At 60.7% G+C, this 17676-nt stretch carries 24 protein-coding genes and 2 pseudogenes; 6 read left to right on the forward strand and 20 right to left on the reverse strand.

All coding sequences use genetic code 11. The features are described 5' to 3' along the window. The first annotated feature begins 83 nt into the window (after window positions 1–83). Window positions 84–380, forward strand: coding sequence for a flagellar transcriptional regulator FlhD (locus tag NCS02_RS31050; protein WP_250508037.1), 297 nt, complete (start codon window positions 84–86; stop codon window positions 378–380). Between the two features lie 2 nt (window positions 381–382). Beyond that, the gene (gene flhC / locus NCS02_RS31055; protein ID WP_250508038.1) at window positions 383–967 is read left to right on the forward strand and encodes a flagellar transcriptional regulator FlhC; all 585 of its coding nucleotides are present in this window, start codon (window positions 383–385) and stop codon (window positions 965–967) included. A gap of 4 nt (window positions 968–971) precedes the next feature. On the opposite strand, the pseudogene NCS02_RS31060 reads toward flhC, so the two are convergent. The 5 genes and pseudogenes from NCS02_RS31060 to NCS02_RS31080 form a co-directional block, all read right to left on the reverse strand. Then, a pseudogene (locus tag NCS02_RS31060) lies at window positions 972–2322 on the reverse strand (UvrD-helicase domain-containing protein). 81 nt (window positions 2323–2403) lie between these two features. After that, a complete protein-coding gene (locus NCS02_RS31065) occupies window positions 2404–2637 on the reverse strand; it encodes a hypothetical protein (RefSeq protein WP_250508039.1) in 234 nt (77 codons plus the stop codon). Between the two features lie 30 nt (window positions 2638–2667). Continuing rightward, window positions 2668–2805: a hypothetical protein gene (locus tag NCS02_RS31070; protein ID WP_250508040.1), complete on the reverse strand. Its 138-nt coding sequence runs from the start codon at window positions 2803–2805 to the stop codon at window positions 2668–2670. A 20-nt stretch (window positions 2806–2825) separates the two neighbouring features. Beyond that, window positions 2826–3152: a hypothetical protein gene (locus NCS02_RS31075; RefSeq protein WP_250520346.1), complete on the reverse strand. Its 327-nt coding sequence runs from the start codon at window positions 3150–3152 to the stop codon at window positions 2826–2828. A 140-nt stretch (window positions 3153–3292) separates the two neighbouring features. Then, a complete protein-coding gene (locus NCS02_RS31080; RefSeq protein ID WP_250508042.1) occupies window positions 3293–3751 on the reverse strand; it encodes a hypothetical protein in 459 nt (152 codons plus the stop codon). A gap of 163 nt (window positions 3752–3914) precedes the next feature. On the opposite strand from NCS02_RS31080, the gene NCS02_RS31085 reads away from it, so the two are divergent. Next, complete coding sequence (locus NCS02_RS31085) at window positions 3915–4562, forward strand: TetR/AcrR family transcriptional regulator (protein ID WP_250508043.1); 648 nt, start codon at window positions 3915–3917, stop codon at window positions 4560–4562. Between the two features lie 775 nt (window positions 4563–5337). Continuing rightward, the gene (locus NCS02_RS31090; protein ID WP_250479233.1) at window positions 5338–6228 is read left to right on the forward strand and encodes an NAD(P)H-binding protein; all 891 of its coding nucleotides are present in this window, start codon (window positions 5338–5340) and stop codon (window positions 6226–6228) included. Here NCS02_RS31090 and NCS02_RS31095 read toward each other — a convergent pair. The 3 genes from NCS02_RS31095 to NCS02_RS31105 form a co-directional block, all read right to left on the reverse strand. Further along, the gene (locus NCS02_RS31095) at window positions 6225–6818 is read right to left on the reverse strand and encodes a TetR/AcrR family transcriptional regulator (protein ID WP_244808586.1); all 594 of its coding nucleotides are present in this window, start codon (window positions 6816–6818) and stop codon (window positions 6225–6227) included. The two genes, NCS02_RS31090 and NCS02_RS31095, sit on opposite strands and share 4 nt — an antisense overlap. Before the next feature lie 343 nt (window positions 6819–7161). Then, window positions 7162–7608 carry a carboxymuconolactone decarboxylase family protein gene (locus NCS02_RS31100; RefSeq protein ID WP_244808585.1) on the reverse strand — a complete coding sequence of 149 codons (447 nt, stop codon included), beginning with the start codon at window positions 7606–7608 and terminating at the stop codon, window positions 7162–7164. A gap of 194 nt (window positions 7609–7802) precedes the next feature. Further along, the gene (locus NCS02_RS31105) at window positions 7803–8570 is read right to left on the reverse strand and encodes an SDR family oxidoreductase (RefSeq protein ID WP_250523517.1); all 768 of its coding nucleotides are present in this window, start codon (window positions 8568–8570) and stop codon (window positions 7803–7805) included. 102 nt (window positions 8571–8672) lie between these two features. Between NCS02_RS31105 and pdxR the strand changes: the two genes are divergently transcribed. Next, a complete protein-coding gene (gene pdxR / locus NCS02_RS31110) occupies window positions 8673–10139 on the forward strand; it encodes a MocR-like pyridoxine biosynthesis transcription factor PdxR (RefSeq protein WP_250523518.1) in 1467 nt (488 codons plus the stop codon). Here the strand turns inward: pdxR and NCS02_RS31115 are convergent. The 3 genes and pseudogenes from NCS02_RS31115 to NCS02_RS31125 form a co-directional block, all read right to left on the reverse strand. Further along, window positions 10136–10756, reverse strand: coding sequence for an FMN-dependent NADH-azoreductase (locus tag NCS02_RS31115; protein ID WP_244808582.1), 621 nt, complete (start codon window positions 10754–10756; stop codon window positions 10136–10138). The genes pdxR and NCS02_RS31115 overlap by 4 nt on opposite strands. Next, window positions 10753–11094 (reverse strand): annotated as a pseudogene (locus NCS02_RS31120) (GNAT family N-acetyltransferase); the annotation flags it as partial. The pseudogene NCS02_RS31120 and the gene NCS02_RS31115, both read right to left, overlap by 4 nt. A gap of 168 nt (window positions 11095–11262) precedes the next feature. Continuing rightward, entirely contained in the window at window positions 11263–12168 is a 906-nt protein-coding gene (locus tag NCS02_RS31125; RefSeq protein WP_244808581.1) for a LysR family transcriptional regulator, read from the reverse strand. A 109-nt stretch (window positions 12169–12277) separates the two neighbouring features. On the opposite strand from NCS02_RS31125, the gene NCS02_RS31130 reads away from it, so the two are divergent. Then, window positions 12278–13438 (forward strand): alpha/beta fold hydrolase, encoded by a 1161-nt coding sequence (locus tag NCS02_RS31130; RefSeq protein ID WP_250479234.1) that lies wholly within the window; start codon window positions 12278–12280, stop codon window positions 13436–13438. A 178-nt stretch (window positions 13439–13616) separates the two neighbouring features. Here the strand turns inward: NCS02_RS31130 and NCS02_RS31135 are convergent, their stop codons facing one another. From NCS02_RS31135 to NCS02_RS31175, 9 genes are all read right to left on the reverse strand, one after another. Continuing rightward, window positions 13617–14705: a hypothetical protein gene (locus NCS02_RS31135; protein ID WP_250508046.1), complete on the reverse strand. Its 1089-nt coding sequence runs from the start codon at window positions 14703–14705 to the stop codon at window positions 13617–13619. A gap of 137 nt (window positions 14706–14842) precedes the next feature. Further along, on the reverse strand, window positions 14843–15133 hold the full coding sequence (locus tag NCS02_RS31140; RefSeq protein ID WP_250508047.1) for a DUF2471 family protein: 291 nt from the start codon (window positions 15131–15133) through the stop codon (window positions 14843–14845). 14 nt (window positions 15134–15147) lie between these two features. Further along, window positions 15148–15366 (reverse strand): hypothetical protein, encoded by a 219-nt coding sequence (locus NCS02_RS31145; RefSeq protein WP_053572583.1) that lies wholly within the window; start codon window positions 15364–15366, stop codon window positions 15148–15150. A 32-nt stretch (window positions 15367–15398) separates the two neighbouring features. Next, on the reverse strand, window positions 15399–15575 hold the full coding sequence (locus tag NCS02_RS31150; RefSeq protein ID WP_250508048.1) for a hypothetical protein: 177 nt from the start codon (window positions 15573–15575) through the stop codon (window positions 15399–15401). Window positions 15576–15591: 16 nt separating this feature from the next. Next, a complete protein-coding gene (locus tag NCS02_RS31155) occupies window positions 15592–15993 on the reverse strand; it encodes a type II toxin-antitoxin system VapC family toxin (protein ID WP_250508049.1) in 402 nt (133 codons plus the stop codon). Further along, window positions 15993–16229 carry a type II toxin-antitoxin system VapB family antitoxin gene (vapB, locus tag NCS02_RS31160; protein WP_239295524.1) on the reverse strand — a complete coding sequence of 79 codons (237 nt, stop codon included), beginning with the start codon at window positions 16227–16229 and terminating at the stop codon, window positions 15993–15995. The genes NCS02_RS31155 and vapB overlap by 1 nt, the downstream gene beginning before the upstream one ends. A 211-nt stretch (window positions 16230–16440) precedes the next feature. After that, window positions 16441–16848 carry a hypothetical protein gene (locus tag NCS02_RS31165; protein WP_250520349.1) on the reverse strand — a complete coding sequence of 136 codons (408 nt, stop codon included), beginning with the start codon at window positions 16846–16848 and terminating at the stop codon, window positions 16441–16443. A gap of 140 nt (window positions 16849–16988) precedes the next feature. Next, the gene (locus tag NCS02_RS31170) at window positions 16989–17336 is read right to left on the reverse strand and encodes a hypothetical protein (RefSeq protein ID WP_239295526.1); all 348 of its coding nucleotides are present in this window, start codon (window positions 17334–17336) and stop codon (window positions 16989–16991) included. 50 nt (window positions 17337–17386) lie between these two features. Further along, entirely contained in the window at window positions 17387–17605 is a 219-nt protein-coding gene (locus tag NCS02_RS31175) for a hypothetical protein (RefSeq protein ID WP_250508051.1), read from the reverse strand. Window positions 17606–17676: the final 71 nt, after the last annotated feature.

The raw sequence follows: 17676 nt of genomic DNA on the forward strand, positions 1-17676 counted from the left end.
GTGCCATTTGTAATCAGACAATTCGTTCGCCCTTCGTTGTTAGCGCGACGAGCAAGGTCGAAATTACTCACTGGTCCGCCGCTATGAACACCACCTCTGATCTCAACGCTATCCGCGAACTGAACATGTCTTACCTCATGCTCGCCCGACGCGTTCTGGCATCCGATCGGGAAGCGGCCCAGTCGCATCTGGGTCTCTCGATGGACATGGCGGACTTGCTGCTGAAGCTCTCGCCGGAACAGACGCAGAAGCTTGCATCGTCGTCGCAAGTGCTGTGCTTCTTCCGCATGAGCACGGATGCGATGCTCGCGGGCCTCGCGGCTCGCAGCAACGAAGCGACGGCGTCGGCCGTCGCTAACGACATCCTTCTGGCGGCCTGAAGATGACCACGACCACGCCTTCGAAGAGCCTCGCTGAGGAAGCTGCACAGGTCATGCGTGCCATCGCGCTGATAAAGCTCGGCGCGCGCATGCAAGTGCTGGAATCGGAAATCCCGACTATCTCGCGTGAACGCCTCATCCGCCTGTATCGCGAAGTGAAGGGTGCATCGCCGCCCAAGGGCATGCTGCCGTTTTCGGAGGACTGGTATCTGACGTGGGCGCCGAACATCCATACGTCGATGTTCGCGAACGTCTACGCCTTTCTCGAAGCGAACAGCAAGGGCTTGGACCGCGTGGATCTACTGACTCGCGCGTACTCGCTCTATGCAGAGCACTTCGACATGATCGGCGAGGCGTTGCAGATGGACCTGACGCGCGCGTGGACCTTCATCCGTTTCAAGGACGCCGGCATCCTGCGTCTCGCGGGCTGCACGCGTTGCCGCGGCAAGTTCGTCGCGCACGCGCATGAGCCGTCGCACACGATCGTCTGCGGCATTTGCCAGCCGCCGTCGCGCGCGGGCAAGACGAAGGCGGCCGCGAAAGCCGCGCTCGAGCGCGACGCCGCGTTGCAAGCAAGAGCGGCCTGACCGCCTATCCTCGCGCGGCCTTCGGCACGTTGAAGAGCCGCAGCAGTTCGTCCCGCACATCCGAGATGTCGAGCACATGCTGCGCGCGCGTGAGCGCGACATACAGCAGCCGCATCTCGTCCTCGTCTAACGTCAGCCGACCGTCAACCATCTTGGAGCGGAAGTCGTTGACGATCCGCACGCGCTTCCATTCCAGACCCTTTGCCCGATAAATGGTCGAGATGACGTAGTCAGCTTGGCCTTCGGGCGTATGACGTTGAGCGAGCGCGCGCAAGTAATCGGTGCCCCGATCGTCGACGATCTCAACGACTGGCAGCAAATCGCGGCCGACAGCGCTGCGCGCGAAGGCCTGCGCTTCTCGCCAGTTTTTGAACAACGATAGAGCGGTAGGCCGGAATGCCCGCCTTCCGTTGAGCAACTGGTCGGCGCCGTCCGCAAACGCAATGATCTCGCTCGGGTTCATGCGAAGCGCCGGACGATGCCCCATCTCAATGCCGGCCGCAAACTGCCAGATGGCCGTCGCGTTCTTGCGGCAAAGCACCGCGTCTACGGGCGGCTGCACGGACGGATCTTCGACCATGATGGAACCGATGGTCGGCTGGCCGCGGATCGGGATGGATTCCCCAAGCAAGGCGAGCACGCAACTCGCGAGTCCGGCAAAAGTCGGCCCGAAGCGGAATGACTCAGTCAGCGGCCGCTCTGGGGCGTCGATCTGCGCCATCGCGTTGACAGCGCCGCGCCACTCATAAATTTGCTGATATGGGTCGCCGACGTAGATCGTCTGCGCGTGCCGTTGCCGTGCAAGAACGGACAGCATGATGCCGTCGCTGTCCTGCGCCTCGTCGAACAAAACGAAGTCGGCGTTGATACGCGGATTCGATTGCGCCCACACCTTTAAGTAGACGTCCGGCTGTATCGCCTTCGGGCCGCGCGGGTTGGTTGATGCTTTCCGCCCATAGCCGCCTGATGCTGGGCGCGAGCTGCTCGCGCAGCCAGTCAGCCGCGTCGTCGCGGATCTTTTCATCGACCGGTATGTGAAAGGGCTGAGGCGTATCGTCGGCGGATCGACAAAAGCGGCCGAGACCGTCGGCGATCACATCCGGCCAATCTCGAACGGCGCGACCTCCGCATTCTTTCCGGTGATGGTCGGCACTTCGATTGGCCCGAAGCCATATCGGGCAGCTAGTGTTGAACGCAAGATAGCTGCCGCGCTGGCCAGTGAACTGTTGCGCGACGAGCCGAAGGGTCGAAGTCTTACCTGCGCCCGCATACGCTTTGACCTTCAGATCGCCGCGGCCCTTTGCCGCTTCGACAACGGCTTCTTGTTCCGCCGTTGGTTTGTACGCCTTGGCCACCGATCGCTCTTCCAACGAAAAGAAGCAGTGTGCCGCAAGTTCGACCGACGGGTGCCGTTGCGGCCGCCGCGCGCGCGGCTGTTACTTGCGCGGGTCGGCGGTGAAGCGAGGTGGAAAGATGATGTGACCGAACTCGTCGCGCTCGACGGGCAGGTCCGGGCTGTCCAGCATCTTCTCCACGTCCTGAACCTCAGGCAACGGGGGCCACGGCCACGCTTTTGCCGCCCATGACGGAATCTCGGCCCGACGAACGAAGCCGAACTCTTCCGGCTCATCCCATATTGAGTCGAAGGTCTCGTCGACGATCTGCTGCATGTAGGCGACGTGCTCTAGGCGCGTCGACCACTATGCGCCGCGAACGCGGTCTTCGCCGGCGATTACGGTGTGCGACTCCAGATCGAGCACGAACCGGTGCTTCATGTAGGGCTCGCTACTCCACAGCGATTCCCATTCTCCGACCGCGTATCGTTGCATGCGTTGCATCGACGCTCCTAGTCCCAACCTCAATCGTGGCGCTCTTTCGCACGTAGAGCCAATCCGAGGATATCGGGTAAGCCGAATGACGCCATCTTTCGCTTTGCCGCAATGAACTGGTCAACGAGCGTCGGCTTCGCCCTGAGCATGACTATCGCTTTCAGTTCGTCGTAGTCGAAGAGATGCATCATCAAGGGCCGATTCGCGACCAATGCGCTGATCTCGCGACAGCGAACTGCCTCCCGAGTGCTCGCCAATCCGTACTTCTGCCGCACCCGCTCGTGGACGTCGCGACGTGCCTGGATGCGGTCTTCTTTCGTCTTGTACTGCTCGAATACGTCGAACTCGATGTCCAAAAGCGCGAGGCTTATCTCGTTTCCTGCTTCTATAAATTTCGGTGGCACAGCAGATCCCTTCTCCCTAAAACTGTTGGTCAACGGTAGATGACGTCATAGCGGCCGCGCCGCGAAATTCTTAAGGGTTTGCCGAAAAGCCCTTATCTGGACCGTCGTTCCAGAACCTTCAGCAGCCACGCGTCGACGGGGCGCGCGCTTGCTAGGTCCACGAAGATGGGCAGACTGCCGCCGACGATGTCGCGTGACTCTACGGAGACAACGGGGGGCTTCCATGATTCGGCAGACGGCCGAGTGGTCGGCAGGTCAGCCGCATTAAAGTCGAGCGAGTATTCCGTGAAACTCCGGTCGGTTTCGACCACGACACGCGTGCGGTCCACGCGAATGCCCCGAAGATCCTGGCCGACAATGCGGCCGATGACGACGTCGAGTTCTTGCTCTCGCGCGAGGCGAACGGTTCCTGCGTGGTGCTTACGATGCAGGTGGATCACAACAGCCGCTGTGGGTTTTTCTTCAAGTAGAACCAAGCGGTAAGTCGCGACGCGAGGCTCGCGTTTCTCATTCGCGTAGACGATGTCCCTGAATTGCCCTAGATACGCCATGCTCCCTCCGTTAGCTGCCGCGACACCATCGTCACGACTCACTACCGAGCCTACGGAACGGCCAGTGAAGTCAAGGGAAGCCGGCAAACCGATGAGCGTGCGACTTGGGCGTCCATAATGCTGTCGAGCAGCCATATGCCGCCGCTAATTTGACCGACAAAAAATGGACAGCAAACCGCCTAAGCCAGTAGTCAAGCGTGATCCCGAAGGGACTCGTCGCCGCATTCTCGAAGCGGCAAAAAGCCAGTTCGCCAAGTTCGGACTAGCCGGCGCGCGGACCGACGCAATCTCCGAAGTCGCGCGCTCCAACGAACGAATGCTCTACTACTACTTCGGCAGTAAGGAACTGCTGTATGTCGCTGTGCTGGAGGCCATGTACGCCGACTACGCGAAGAAGGAGAGCGAGCTGGACCTGAGCAGCCTGCAGCCTCGCGAGGCGATGGCAGCGCTCGCTACCTCCATCTGGGCGCATCTATGGGACAACCCCGAATGGATCGGGCTGATCAACAACGAGAACCTGCATCAGGGCCGGTACTTGAAGACTTCACAAAAACTCAGCGAGACGATCTCGCCAGTGGTTGAAGTCGTCAGGTCGATTCTTGCGCGCGGAGCCGATGCAGGACAGTTTCGTAGCGGAATCGATCCGCTGGATTTTTATGTCACGCTAGTTGGGATGGGCTACTACATCGCTTCCAATCGCTTCACTATCAGCGCGTTCACGGGCCGCGAGTATGCGCGCCAGTCTGATCGGGCGAAAATCTGCGAATTGCATTTGGAGATACTGGACGCCTATCTGCGTTCTACAACGTAGCCGCAGGACGCAGATTTGTACGAATCGGCACGGCTGCTGTCGACCCTTCTCTGTCGTTAGAGCGCCCGCAGTCGACATGACTGCTTCAGGAGTGGAACAGCCGTTTACACGGTAAAGCTTGACTCGCCCTTCACGGTTCTGCCCCAGCTGGGACGCCCGGCGGCGACAGTAGTGATGCGTGCCGCGTGATTTACGGTGGGAGGCCTTACGGAGCACTTCGGGAACGTCCCACGGCACGCGACTATTCGCTTGCTCACGGATAACGGTTCGATCACGCAGACGAGAAAAGATGTCTCCCCGGAACCTAGCCATCTCCTTAATCGCGGCACGATAGCCGAGTACTGGAACAAATTCAGGCACGCGATTCCTGGATGAACGATCGCCTGGAAGCTACTGCCATGAAGTAGCGACGACGCCCCCGCGTGGTCGTGTCATCGATTCACTGAATCCGTCGATCAAGGTGTCCCTAGACTGAGCGCGGAGCACGTCGAGCGACTCCCGAGCGCGGGACACGATTTGCTGTTCCCGTCCCATGGCGTCAACGATCGCGGCAGGCATGTCGATGTGAAACGACTCGTACCGCCTGGAATCGGCTATGAAGGCTGCCTGGCTTCGAGCAGTGAGACTGCATGTCGACAGAGTCTGACGGGCGCCTCCGCGAAGACTAAGCAGCCAATAAGGCAGCGCATCGCGACAAGAACACATTTTCCTTGACAAGTTGGAACGATCATTCCAGTATTCATGTACCGATCGTTCCAACTTGAAGGAGTCCGTCGTGTCCCAGTCTTCCAGGCGCAATTTGTCGCCTCGCATCGCCATCGCCGGCGCTACCGGCCGAGTCGGGGCTGCTCTCATTGCGGGTCTCGCCAGTGAGCCTGTCGACCTCATTGCGCTTAGCCGCAAGCCGGATCCGTCGCGTTTCCCGGCTCACGTCGGCCAGGCGCCGGTCGATTTTGACGCGCCCGTCACGCTTGCAGCCGCGATGCAGGGTGTGGATCGCTTGTTCCTTGCGCAGGGCACGTCGCCGCGCCAGGTGGAGAACGAGATTGCGTTGATCGACGCCGCCGTCGGCGCGGGCGTCAGGCATATCGTGAAACTGTCGGCAGCCAGTCTGCCCGCGAAGCTGCACCCGTTCGACTGGCACGCGCGCATCGAGGCGCATCTGATTTCGCGCGATATTGGTCATACGATGCTGCGGCCAACAACCTTTTTCGACACGCTGACAAGAGCCGGAAAGCCTGTTCGGGAAGGAACCTGGGGTGGCGCAGCGGGGTATGGCATCGTCAATCTTATCGACACGCGCGATGTCGCTGATGCCGCGAAAGCGGTGTTGCTCGATCCAGCGAGCGAAACCTGGCAGCGCGCCTTTCATCTGACGGGGCCGCGCGCCTGGACCATGGACGACGTCGCTGCACAACTCACGCGGCTTCTCGGCAGGCCTGTTGCCTACCAGCAGCGCACTCCGGCCGAGGAGCGCGAGCGTCTTCTGGCATCGGGCGTGAGCGGATTTGTGGTGGATGTACTGACCGGGCTCGACCGCACGGTGCGCGAATCGTCGCTCCAAGAGCAGACTGCTACTGTCCAGTTGCTGACCGGTCATGCGCCAAGGGGCTTGCCGCAATGGCTTGAAGAAAATCTGTCTCTGTTCAGGGGTACGGCGCACTAATCGGCCTGCGACGCGACGCCGGGCGGCCATGCCGACATAGCTAGGTCGACCATGGCGGACAGCGCGGCAGGCGTTGCGCCGGCTTGCGGCAGATTCATGACGGCATGGAGAACACCGAGGTAATGCCAGGCAAGAGCCTCGCGGTCCACGTCGGACGACAACTTCCCACGCGCCACTCCTTCGTCGATGATCTCTGCCAGCACTGCCCGCTGGCGTCCGACACTGGACGTGACCGCCGATTGCGACGCCTTCGGCAGGTTTGCCTTCTCAACGCAACTGCGAGCCAGCATGCAACCATCGGGAGCCGCGGCTCGCCTGTGTAAAAAATCGCGCAGCAACGCCTCCATACGCTCGCGCGGCGTTGCACCGCCGACCGCGTTCATCCGGCGGATCACTCGATCCGTGTAGTGGTCGAGCGCTTCGCGGAACAAGCCGTCCTTGTCTTCGAAACGTTGGTAGATGCTGGACCGCGACAGCCCGGTCGCCGCTGTGAGGTCGTTGATCGACGCAGCGGCGTAGCCGTTACGCCAGAATACTTTCATTGCAGCTTCGAGTGCAGCGGTCTCGTCGTATTGGGGTTTGCCACTCATGGAAGAAATCTCGCTCGTCGGCCGGTCTGTTTGATCGACACACGTACCAGCAAGGACTGGAACGTCCGTTCCATGATACGACGAAGCGCCGGGCTTTTGGGAACGGCTTCGAGCGACGAGCTGAATTTTGGCAGACCCGTGCAGCGGTTAAGCCAACAACGCCGCGCCAGCCGCGCGGCCAGACCTGTCAACTTTTACATCCCGGATCTGCAAGGCCCTTGCACACCAACTAGAGACGAACAGATGCATCTTTACTAGCAGCCGAAGCATTGAAATATCTCCGTTCGCGTAAAGACATTGCGCGGGCCTTGTCCGACGCGCGCCGTCAGACGCCGCAATGAGCTTAAGCCCTGGCAGCGACCGGAAGTCGGAATGGCGCACCGAGACGGTTAAAAGCGTTCATCGCGGCAATCGTTATCGTGAGATCCACGAGATCCTTCGGCGCGAATGCCGCTGAGGCCGCTGCATAGGCTTCATCCGAAGCGTGCGTTTCGCTGACGCGCGTCACCTCTTCGGCCCAGGCGAGAGCTGCGCGCTCCTGACCGGAGAACAGGTGCGAAACCTCGTCCCACACCGGTACCAAGGTGATCTTGTCGACTGACATCGTCTTTCCGAGATCACGACTGTGCTTGTCGATGCAATGAGCGCATCCATTGATCTGGGAAACACGGAGGAACACAAGATGAATAAGCTCCTCGGGCAGGTTGGTGCTTTTCGTCACATAGTGATGAACGCCCATAAGCGCCTTTGCGCCGTCCGGGGCGATCTCGTGCCAGTTCAAGCGGGTCATCTTCGTCCTTTACCTTTCGTCCGTTGAAAAATGTCTCCTGCCCTTTACAGGCGCAGGTCGGTTACTTCACCTTTGCGCACGGCTCGTGACGCTACACCGGCGATGCTCAGCGGAGTCTTTCTGCCGACGAAGCCGTCCGAAAGCGCCGCATGGTCGCGCACGTTCCACATCAAGCCGTGAATGTCAGGGACGCATCAGACCGTTGCCGTATCCGTCAAGCGCATACGGTCCAGCCAGTCGCCGAGACTCATGCGGCCCTGCCGCATCCGGCCGGTCGGCACGAGCGAATTTTCGGCCATTGAGCCGCCGAAGTAGGTTGCCTTGTCGTCGGCGACCACCCTGCGTGCGTCACGCGTGGCGCGCAGATAGGTGCCGATGAACGCATGCATCGCGCCGCGCTCGGGACCGGCGATATCCACGATGCCGTCGAGCGGCAAGCCCAGGGCGATCTCGACGAGGATGGCCGCGACATCATCGGCGGCGATGGGCTGGAACTGATGCGGTGGAAGACGCACAGTGCCGTCGGCGGTGCTCAGATCGGCGATGGTGCCGAGAAACTCCATGAACTGCGTGGCACGCACGATCGAATAAGGCACGAGCGATGCCGCAATCAGCCGTTCCTGCACGCACTTCGCCGCGAAGTATGCATTGCCGTCCATTCGATTCACGCCGACGATCGACAGCGCCACATGGTGCTGCACGCCCGCTTCGCGCTCGGTTTCAAGGAGATTGCGCGTCGCATCGCGGAAGAAACACATAACGGCATCGCCTTCGTACGTCGGCGGATTGGTCACGTCGATCACGACATGCGCGCCGCGCAGTGCGTCGTACAGGCCCGCGCCGGTGATCGCGTTTACGCCCGTGCTCGGCGATGCGGCGACCGCCTCATGCCCCTTCTTGCGCAACAAGGCCACAGCCTTCGCACCGATCAGCCCGGTCCCTCCGATGACGACGATCTTCATGACACACCTCGTTCAATTGGTGAAAGTGAAGTCATTGTGTGAGAATCATGACTTGGTTAGAAGGGACAAGAATCGTCGATCTGACTAGTCCAAGGATCACGCATGCGGAACCCGCAACACGCACTGAAGATCGATATCGACCGGCGCCAGACACTGCCGATCTATCTACAGATCTGCGAGCGCTTCAAGGCCGCGATCAGGGCGAAACACCTCAAGCCCGGCGACCGCGTTCCCGCGCTGCGCGCGCTTGCCACGCAGCTCAACACGGCGCGCGGCACGGTGGAAACGGCATACGACATACTCGTCGACGAGGGCTATCTCCAGATGCGTGGCGCTGCGGGCACTTTTGTGTCGTCGTCGCTGCCGGCATCGGTTCTGAACTTGGCAGCGCCTCGGGTACGAGAATGCGCAGATGTGCCGCGCGCAAAACCGGCACCGGCAATAGGACTCGGCCATGAAGCCCGTCCGCTGCGTCCCGGATTGCCCGCGCTGGATGCTTTTCCGCGCAAAGTGTGGAGCCGCATCATCGCGCATCGGGCGCGCAGCGTAGATTTAGCCTCGCTCACTTATCCCGACCCTGCCGGCTTCGGGCCGCTTCGCGAACGCGTTGCGACTTATCTGGGCCTGTCGCGTGGTGTCGAGTGCGCGCCAGAACAGGTGTTCGTGACGAGCGGCTATCGCGCGTCGCTTGAACTCATTCTGCGCAGTCTCGCGAAACCGAACGACAGCGCCTGGTTCGAAGAGCCGGGCTACTTTCTTGCGCGCGACTTTCTCAATCAGGCGGGGCTGAAGCTCGCGCCGGTGCCGGTAGATCACGACGGAATCGACGTCGATGCCGGGCAGGCGCACGCGCCGCACGCGCGCTTCGCCATCGTGACGCCGTCGCATCAAAGTCCGCTCGGCGCGACGCTTTCGCTGGCGCGGCGCATGAAGCTGCTCGACTGGGCGGCACGCACGGGAAGCTGGATCGTCGAGGACGACTATGACAGTGAGTTTCGTTACGCCGGGCGGCCGCTGCCCGCGCTGAAGAGCCTCGATGTCGACGACCGCGTAATCTACTGCGGCACCTTCAGCAAGGTTTTGTTTCCCGGGCTGCGGCTCTCATATGTGGTCGTTCCCGAGCGGGCCATTGCACGCTTCGAGCAACTCACGACGAGCATGAACGCCGGACCGCCTTACCTGTTGCAGGCGGCAGTCGCGGACTTCATCGCACAAGGGCATTTTGCGCGGCATCTGAAGCGCATGCGCTCGCTCTACGCGGAGCGCCGCGAGATCTGCGCCCGGGCATTGGAAAAAGCGTTCGGGGAGAAGGTACGCATCGAGCGGCCGTCGGGCGGCATGCATCTCGTGATGCTGTTCAACAACGTCAGCGGCGTCCCCGTCGACGATCTCGCCATCGCCGCGCGTGCGCAGGAAGCTGGGCTGGCGGTGAGCGCGCTGTCGTCGTGGCATATCGGCGCGCGCACGAAGCGCACTTTGCGCGGCCTGGTGCTCGGTTTCGCAAACGTAGCGGGCGGAGCCGAAGCGACGCGGCTCGTGGGCCAGTTGCGGCGCGCGTATGACGGCTAGAGCTTCACGGTGGCGTTCTGAGCGTTAAAGAGATCGTGTTGCGCGAGCGTTTCGCGCGCCGCCTTCAGTGCTTCGGTCACGGCTGCTTCGCCGCGCACGAGACCTTGCAGAAGCAGAAAATGCACATCCGTTACGCCGATGCAACCGAGCGCATAACGCAGATACGGCGAGAGGAAATCACGCTGTAACGCGTGTTCGCCGCTGTGATGACCACCCGAGCCGACGATGACAAAGGCCGGCCGATCGCGCAACAGTCCTACCTTTCCTTCCGGCGTGCTGGCGAAAGTGCGATGAATGCGCAACACGTAGTCGATCCACAGCTTGAGCGCGGCGGGCACCGTGAAGTTGTGCATCGGCGTGTTGATGATGAGCACGTCCGTCGTTTCGATCTCGCGAATCAGTTGTTCGGAAAGTTTGAAATGGCGCTCATCCGGCTCGCGTGACGTGATGGCGCGCGCGTAGTCGCTGGTGAGAGGCGGCAAAGGATATGCGGCAAGGTCCCGGCTAACCATGTTGCTTTGCGCGCGTGCGCCGAGCTTCCTGATCATGTCGAGCGCAAGCTGATAGCCGTGGCTGGCTTCGCGATGCGGGATGGCATTAATGAACAGCACCTTCATTGCGCGGCCTCCTTGTGGATTGTCTGAAGCGACTCGACGAAATGCATGCCTTTTGCAAGCAGGCCGTTGCGGAAGTAGAAGCGCTGCGCGAACGGCATGTGCAGGCCGGTATCGAATACGAGATGCGCGCAATCAGAACGATGCGCGATGTCGCGGACCTGGTCGAGCAGCCCCGCACCGATGCCGCTGCGTTGCTGCCGCGCGGTAACAATGAGGTCGTCAACATAGAGGAAACGAACGTACAGCGTGTTCATCTGCAGACGATAGCCGGCGAGGCCGAGGATGGCGCCTGATGGGTCGCAAGCGGCCAACAGGCGATAGTGTTCTTCACCGTTGCGAGGTCAGAGAGAATTACCTGTTCGCATCCCTCGTCCGAGCGGTGGACGGGGCATCCAGGGTGCACCGATGGCGACGGCGTACCAAACTGCACGATGGTGTGTGAAGCGCGAAGATCTGGTTCGAGAAACGCCTAACTTCAAATTTCGTTTACGGCGGTTTTCTCGCGCTCAACCATCCCAGGGCGGATCGTTGCTGAACGCTTCGGCAAGGTAATCGACGAACCGGTGCACTTTGAACGGTATCCGGCGAGCGCTCGGATAGACCGCCTGCACTACCAGCTCGGTGGCGCGGTATGCCGGCAGCAGTGCGACGAGTTCTCCATTTCGCAGATGCTTCCCAAAGACGAATGTCGGGCCGTACGCAATACCGGCGCCGGCGAGCGCGGCCGACAGCAGCATCTGCATGTTGTTGGCCGACACCCGCACGGGTCCTTCGATAACATGTGCACGGCCTTTCGCATCGACCAACGTCCAGTCCCCGCCGGATACCGCTTCGCTGAACGCGAGTCTCGGCGCCTGAAGCAGATCGCGCGGCTTTCGCGGTGTTCCATGCCGCTCGAGGTACGCCCGCGATGCGCATATGACCATCCGGCAAGAAGCAATCCGGCGTGTTACCAGCGCCGGGTCCTCCAGCCGCCCGATCCGGATAGCGATGTCGATGCCCGCGTCGAGCAGATCGACATAACGATCTCCGAGCACGACCTCGACATTCACCTGCGGATGGTCTTCGACGTAGCGCGCAACGACTTGTCCAAGATGCATCGCACCGAAGGTAACGGGCGCTGCGACACGCAGGACGCCCCGGGCCGTGCGGTGTGAATCGCTGGCCTCGCGGTTGGCTTCGTCGTATGTCTCGAGAATCTGCTTGCAGCGCTCGAAATAAGCCTGGCCCGTGTCCGTCAGGCTAAGGCGCCGCGTCGTGCGCTGCAGCAGTCGCGCATTCAGCCGTGCCTCGATCTCACTTACATGCTTGCCCGCCATCGCAGGCGAAAGCCCGAAACGCCGCGCGGCCGCCGCGAAACTGCCTTCTTCCACGGCCGCAACGAACACAGCAAGACTCGTCAGTCGATCCATATGGCACCTGATTCGATAGCAGTATTATCGACTGTCGCCAACATTTGAGCAATTATCAAATCACTTGAACGGCTCTACGATGGTCCTTCCAACCAACGAGGAGCACGAAATGGACATCGAAACGAACGGTACACGGATCCATGTCACGCAGCGAGGCAGCGGGGAGCTTGCGCTCGTTTTCCTGCACTACTACGGCGGATCGTCGCGCACATGGAACAAGGTGGTGCAGGCGCTGCCGGAGCGATACCGCATCGTGGCCACGGACCATCGCGGCTGGGGCAGCTCCGATGCACCCGCGCATGGCTACGGTATTGAGGATCTGGCGAACGACGCCGAGGGCGTGATCGAGGCGCTGGGTTTGAAGCGCTTCGTGCTTGTCGGTCATTCGATGGGCGGCAAGGTCGCGCAACTCATTGCTTCGCGGCGGCCGGAGGGACTTGAGGGTCTGGTGCTGGTCGCGCCGTCGCCGCCCTCGCCCTTGCTTCTCTCCGAGGAGGAACGCGCGACATTGTCGGGCGCTTACCAGTCACGCGAGTCGGTCGAATTCGTGATCGACAACGTCCTCACCGCGAGACCACTCGATGCCGCGTGCCGCGAACAGGTCATCCAGGACAGTCTCAAGGCCGCACCGCAAGCGAAGGCTGCGTGGCCGGAGATCGCGATGCGCGAAGATATCTCCGCAGCGGTGGCGTCCATCGTCGTGCCGACCATCGTCATCTCAGGAGAGCGGGATCAGGTTGACCGGGTCGCGACGTTGCAGGCTGAACTGTTGCCTCGCATCCCGCATGCGGCGATGCACATCCTTCCTGGCATCGGGCACCTGTCGCCACTCGAAGCGCCAGCGGAGGTTGCGCAACGCATCGCAAGTTTTGTCGCCGCGATTGAAGGCAAGTCTGTCGTGTGCAACGCCCCTGCGGACGTCCCGACCGCCTTCGATACAGCGATGAACGCAAACGATCTGGACGCATTGCTCCGCGTATTCAGCAATAACGCGACTATGCGAATGACGAACGGTGACCTCGTGAAAAGCCCAGGCGACCTACGTCGGTCGCTTGCCGAGTTGCTGGCGACGCGACCGCATATTCGGAATACCGTGCGCCTTGTACTGTCTAGCGGCGAGATCGCACTCGTTCTACTGGACTGGACCCTCAGCATCACGCTATCGGACGGCCAGAAGCACATAGAACAGGGGACTGCGACCCAGGTCATGGAGAAGGCTCCCGATGGTGGCTGGCGGCTCAGAATCTCGAATCCATCTGGGGTGTTTTGATGGCGTGTTTCCGGCCCTGCTTTCAGTTCCGCTGGGGCGGAAAAGACCCGCCCAAGTAGGCGTGCGACGGTCCGAAGTTTGACAGCAAGCTGCCGTTGGCATGTCCATGCGAAAGTTTGCGCGAGTGGCCGAAACTGGCCGATCTCGGTCGAGGCTAAGACCCTTGGATCCCTCTACGTCAGAAAGCATAGGACGCATCGCCCCAACGTCGTAGGACACGATAGTCGTGTTCGGGCAAGACGATCAACCCGGCTTCCGCTGCCTCTAACACGCGCTCCATCTGCCCGCTTTTCACCAGGTTGCCGTGCAGCCCGTAGAAGTACCACGCGAAGGGCATTCCGATTCGTTCGTCGAACTGCGTGAGCTTTCCATACAGGCCGTACACGTCGAGGTTCCGCGTGCTCTTCAACTCGGCGACCTTGCGGGTATGCGCCCACTGAGGGACGAAGCTCAGTTCTCTGTCGCCCTGCTGGTCAACGTAGTCGTGGGTAGCGAATGTCCAGCGTTGGCAGGCGCGCTCCCCGCTGCGGCCGGCGCTTGAGTCCGCCCAGTCATCGAAGAAACGGCGACCTGACCATCGCATCTGGTCGTAGCCGGGCGTGAGCTCTCGGATGGTCAGACTGCGCTGCTCACCGGTATTGCAGTCTGTCTCGATCACACGTCGATCGCCGTCCGCGCGATGGCGAGCGAGATAAAGATCCTCCGCGAGCGCCGCGAACCGATGCATGTCGATTACTTCTTGAAGCCGATAGCGTGGCACGCCGAGTTCGCACCGTTCGAAGCGCTCCTCTGTCCCCATGCTGCTGGAACCATGCCGCAGATCTGCGGCGTCGCGTAATCCCTCGCGGTCCGTACGAGGAAAAAGCTCGCGCTCAACGAACTCTTGCTCCTCCCAAACCGCGACCTGAACGAAATTGTCCTGTTGGCCACCACGGTCATGAACGAAGTAATGCAGCAATCGCTGGTTTTCAGTGAACAGGTATCCCGCATCCTTGTGCGTTAGCCAGACCTGGCGCGCAGAACCGCCGTGCGCGGCCAACTGCGCCTCAATCCACGTTCGATAGTCAGGTGAAATTTCGCGGCCCTCGGCATCAATGATTCGAGCCGGTGATGAACCGTAGGTATCGCGCGTCATGACGTAACGCAGAGACCGGTAGTCGGTGCGTGTCGCGAACGTCGCCAACAAATCGGCGTGCTTTTTGGTGACCGGCGTTGCTGCGACGATCGTGCCCAATACGTCCGTTTGTAGCTCGTACTCTTTGCTCATGCTGGTGTCCTATAGCCGAGGGACGCTTATCGTCACAGGCTCGCATTCTTCCCGCCGGACCCCGGTCGAGTCGCCGACGCCGAGTGCGCCGGCCACACTGGTCAGGTACATTCAGGTGGATTTTCGAGACGCCCTTGTCAGTTGATGCGATTCCATTCGGCGTAGATAGCGCCGAAGACCGTAGGGACCACATCGTGGCCTTCGAACGAAACCGGCCGTTCGTCATTTGGATAGCCTATCGCGGGAGAGGCCCGCAACATGCCGAGCATCCGCGCGCTGTGTTCGCCGGTGGATGCAACCTCACTGAGAACCTCCGACTCAATTTTATGTATTAGCGCCCACGTCAGCGCTCCGGCCTGCCGATTGCGTTGCACGGCCTCAGGCACGGCGGCTTTCAGAGCCGCATCGGCGGCATAGAGTGCGTCCATTTGTTCTCCGTTTCCTAATTGGGCAGTGCGTGTTTTCGTAGCAGTGCCCTGATAGCCTCGTCGACCGTTGACCGAAGCACATACTCCGGACCTTGCGGAAGCAGCGCGGCGAACGCTTCACTCAACGAGTAAGCGACCTCAGCCACATCGCGCTCGCGAACGATTACCCTCAATCCAGCGGTAAGCTCGGCTTCAAGTTCACGATCGTTGATTCGAAGTTCGATGGTAGCCATCGTCTCATCTCCTTTGCGATGCGTCGTTTTCTTCACTCGTGGTCGCGAAGGTCCGACAAGGATTCTTCGAGCATGTCCGCCGCGTCCAAATGGAGCCGCACCACGGTATCCGTTAGCGGCTCGCCGTTGGGCATCTTGCGTGACTCAGCAGAATCGGGCAAAACATTAATCGCTGCCCGCAGAGCAAGCGCCGGAGTCAAATTGGACATGGTTCGTTTTCCGTGTTCAATCGCTCAGCCAGTTCTCAAGCTTGACGCCCGGGTAACTGGCAAAGTCTTTTGTGTTGTTCGTGACCAGGGCAACGTCGAGCGCAACTGCATGTGCGGCGATCAGCTTATCTAGGTGGTCCTTCTTGCGCTCCCGAGTAGCCTCACGAATCGGGCCGTAGGCCACCGCCGCCGCAGCATCGAACGGAGCAACCGGAATGTCCTCGATCAACGTGGCGAGGGTGCGCCGCTCTTTCGCCGGATTTGCACAAACGGCGACACCGTATTCCAACTCTGCATACGTGATAGCTGACATGACCACGTCACCGACAAAGCACTCCGCGAAGCGTTTCGCCACCCGCTCGGGCTGGTTCTTCATCAGGTAGATGCACATATTGGTGTCGAGCATGAAGCGCGGCATTACAGGCCCTCGCGTTCTGCTTGTTCCTGGTCGCCTCGTCCCTCGGCCATAAAGTCGGGGCTGAATTTGGCGAATTTCTTCAACACCCCGGCGAGCGGTCGGCGCGCCGGTCGGATGCGGATTTCATCGCCCACGCGTTCAATCTCAAGCTCAAGGTCGCTGCGCTCATAGGCGAGGTCAGCAGGAATGCGGACGGCCTGGGAATTGCCGTTCCTGAAAACTCGCGTCGTTTGCATTTCGCTCCTCGTCGCGTGTGTACAATGGATGTACTATAAGCGATCGGCACTCAAATGTAAATACGCGTGTGTACGCGACTAGCCGGGCCGGAGCAATGAGGCGCAGGCGTTTGCGACTATTCGCTCGACTGGCCTCAGACTGGCATCCTCTTGCGTTGCTGCGTGAACGGCTCAACGAGAAGAAGATCTTCGCGGCGTCGAAGCTCGCCTCCTATCCGAACGGTCGGCTTGCCAAGGCATGCTCCGCTTCGTCGACCTCGGATCCCGGCGGCCAAAGCATCGTCACGATGAACCGCGCTAGGGTTCCGCGTAGTTTCGTCTCCGCTCGCGCGGAATCCCTTTCCGCCTCCTGCGCCAGCTCAAGAACGACGAGGATGCCGTCGGTAAGGGCCGTGAGCGTGTGCAGGGGGTTCGCCGCCGTCGCCGGTCCGAAGGAACTTGGCGTGTCGGCGAGACCGGGGACAACGGGCTCGAGGTCGCTCGGAGAAAGGCAGTCGCCCTCTTTCAGCGCGAACAGCGACTCGGGGAGGATCATCGGGTCAGCCGCCTGCACGGTGAACAGGACCGGACTGTCCGCGATTTTCATGACGCGCCGCTTGTGGCGCGCGTAGGCTTCCACTGCGCCAAGTCGGAGATACGTCGACCGTCGATGCGAGAAAGCCATAGAGTCGGATGCGCGGACCTCGGCGCGAAAGGTAGACGCGTCCAATTTTACCCACGCGAAGCTATGTCGATGGTTTCGGAACTGTCGCAGAACTTTTAAGCCAACTTGGTTTTCTTAACTGCGTCGAGGCCGTCGGTAGCGTCGAACAGGGATCCGGAAATCTCCGCGATCAGTCTCGCCTGGCACTGCGGCGTAAGGCGCTCGCGGCGGCCAAACTGTTCCACTGCCGCCCGCAGGCTTTCGGCCGCGGTCCCACCGTCTATGGGATCGATCTTTCCGGCGTGAAAAACGGTGGCGATGCCATGACTGCGCAGAATGCGCGCAAAGTCTCCCAACTGTGAAGGAAGGTGCGACGCTGACTGCCAGGTCGCAAGCTCTTTCTCAAGACGCTCGATCTTCTCGGCCATCGCTTTGATTGACGCGGATTCGGCTAGGGCGCTCATATTCGTGTTGTTTGTGGGTCATCAGCGGCGTCTATCTGGCAGCGGACGCTCTAAGTGCTGCGGCGCTCCCGGACATTTTCTACAGAAGCCTTCGCCTCATTGCTAGCACCATGCACCACCTGTTTAGTCGTCCCTGCAATGATCGTCGCAGCCAACGTCGCATTCGAATTCGCAGAGAGCGACGTTAAAGCCGTCGCTGCGCTAATACCGGTCGCGCCGACAGCCACCATCAAAGCGATTGCGACAACTTTGTTTCCAACCATTTTCATCTACCTCACCAGTTTTTTGCTTTCATTCGCGGCCTGAACCGCGACTTCGACGTGCCAACGCCCCGCCAACC

Source organism: Caballeronia sp. NCF2, assembly GCF_023631205.1.
Classification (GTDB): domain Bacteria; phylum Pseudomonadota; class Gammaproteobacteria; order Burkholderiales; family Burkholderiaceae; genus Caballeronia; species Caballeronia zhejiangensis.

Excerpts from the sequence above, each read along its gene's own strand:
- NCS02_RS31050 (WP_250508037.1), top strand. The coding sequence starts at position 84 with ATGAACACCACCTCTGATCTCAACGCTATCCGCGAACTGAACATGTCT.
- flhC (WP_250508038.1), top strand. The coding sequence starts at position 383 with ATGACCACGACCACGCCTTCGAAGAGCCTCGCTGAGGAAGCTGCACAG.
- NCS02_RS31065 (WP_250508039.1), bottom strand. The coding sequence starts at position 2,637 with ATGCAGCAGATCGTCGACGAGACCTTCGACTCAATATGGGATGAGCCG.
- NCS02_RS31070 (WP_250508040.1), bottom strand. The coding sequence starts at position 2,805 with ATGCAACGCATGCAACGATACGCGGTCGGAGAATGGGAATCGCTGTGG.
- NCS02_RS31080 (WP_250508042.1), bottom strand. The coding sequence starts at position 3,751 with ATGGCGTATCTAGGGCAATTCAGGGACATCGTCTACGCGAATGAGAAA.
- NCS02_RS31085 (WP_250508043.1), top strand. The coding sequence starts at position 3,915 with ATGGACAGCAAACCGCCTAAGCCAGTAGTCAAGCGTGATCCCGAAGGG.
- NCS02_RS31095 (WP_244808586.1), bottom strand. The coding sequence starts at position 6,818 with ATGAGTGGCAAACCCCAATACGACGAGACCGCTGCACTCGAAGCTGCA.
- NCS02_RS31100 (WP_244808585.1), bottom strand. The coding sequence starts at position 7,608 with ATGACCCGCTTGAACTGGCACGAGATCGCCCCGGACGGCGCAAAGGCG.
- NCS02_RS31105 (WP_250523517.1), bottom strand. The coding sequence starts at position 8,570 with ATGAAGATCGTCGTCATCGGAGGGACCGGGCTGATCGGTGCGAAGGCT.
- pdxR (WP_250523518.1), top strand. The coding sequence starts at position 8,673 with ATGCGGAACCCGCAACACGCACTGAAGATCGATATCGACCGGCGCCAG.
- NCS02_RS31115 (WP_244808582.1), bottom strand. The coding sequence starts at position 10,756 with ATGAAGGTGCTGTTCATTAATGCCATCCCGCATCGCGAAGCCAGCCAC.
- NCS02_RS31125 (WP_244808581.1), bottom strand. The coding sequence starts at position 12,168 with ATGGATCGACTGACGAGTCTTGCTGTGTTCGTTGCGGCCGTGGAAGAA.
- NCS02_RS31130 (WP_250479234.1), top strand. The coding sequence starts at position 12,278 with ATGGACATCGAAACGAACGGTACACGGATCCATGTCACGCAGCGAGGC.
- NCS02_RS31135 (WP_250508046.1), bottom strand. The coding sequence starts at position 14,705 with ATGAGCAAAGAGTACGAGCTACAAACGGACGTATTGGGCACGATCGTC.
- NCS02_RS31140 (WP_250508047.1), bottom strand. The coding sequence starts at position 15,133 with ATGGACGCACTCTATGCCGCCGATGCGGCTCTGAAAGCCGCCGTGCCT.
- NCS02_RS31145 (WP_053572583.1), bottom strand. The coding sequence starts at position 15,366 with ATGGCTACCATCGAACTTCGAATCAACGATCGTGAACTTGAAGCCGAG.
- NCS02_RS31150 (WP_250508048.1), bottom strand. The coding sequence starts at position 15,575 with ATGTCCAATTTGACTCCGGCGCTTGCTCTGCGGGCAGCGATTAATGTT.
- NCS02_RS31155 (WP_250508049.1), bottom strand. The coding sequence starts at position 15,993 with ATGCCGCGCTTCATGCTCGACACCAATATGTGCATCTACCTGATGAAG.
- vapB (WP_239295524.1), bottom strand. The coding sequence starts at position 16,229 with ATGCAAACGACGCGAGTTTTCAGGAACGGCAATTCCCAGGCCGTCCGC.
- NCS02_RS31170 (WP_239295526.1), bottom strand. The coding sequence starts at position 17,336 with ATGAGCGCCCTAGCCGAATCCGCGTCAATCAAAGCGATGGCCGAGAAG.
- NCS02_RS31175 (WP_250508051.1), bottom strand. The coding sequence starts at position 17,605 with ATGAAAATGGTTGGAAACAAAGTTGTCGCAATCGCTTTGATGGTGGCT.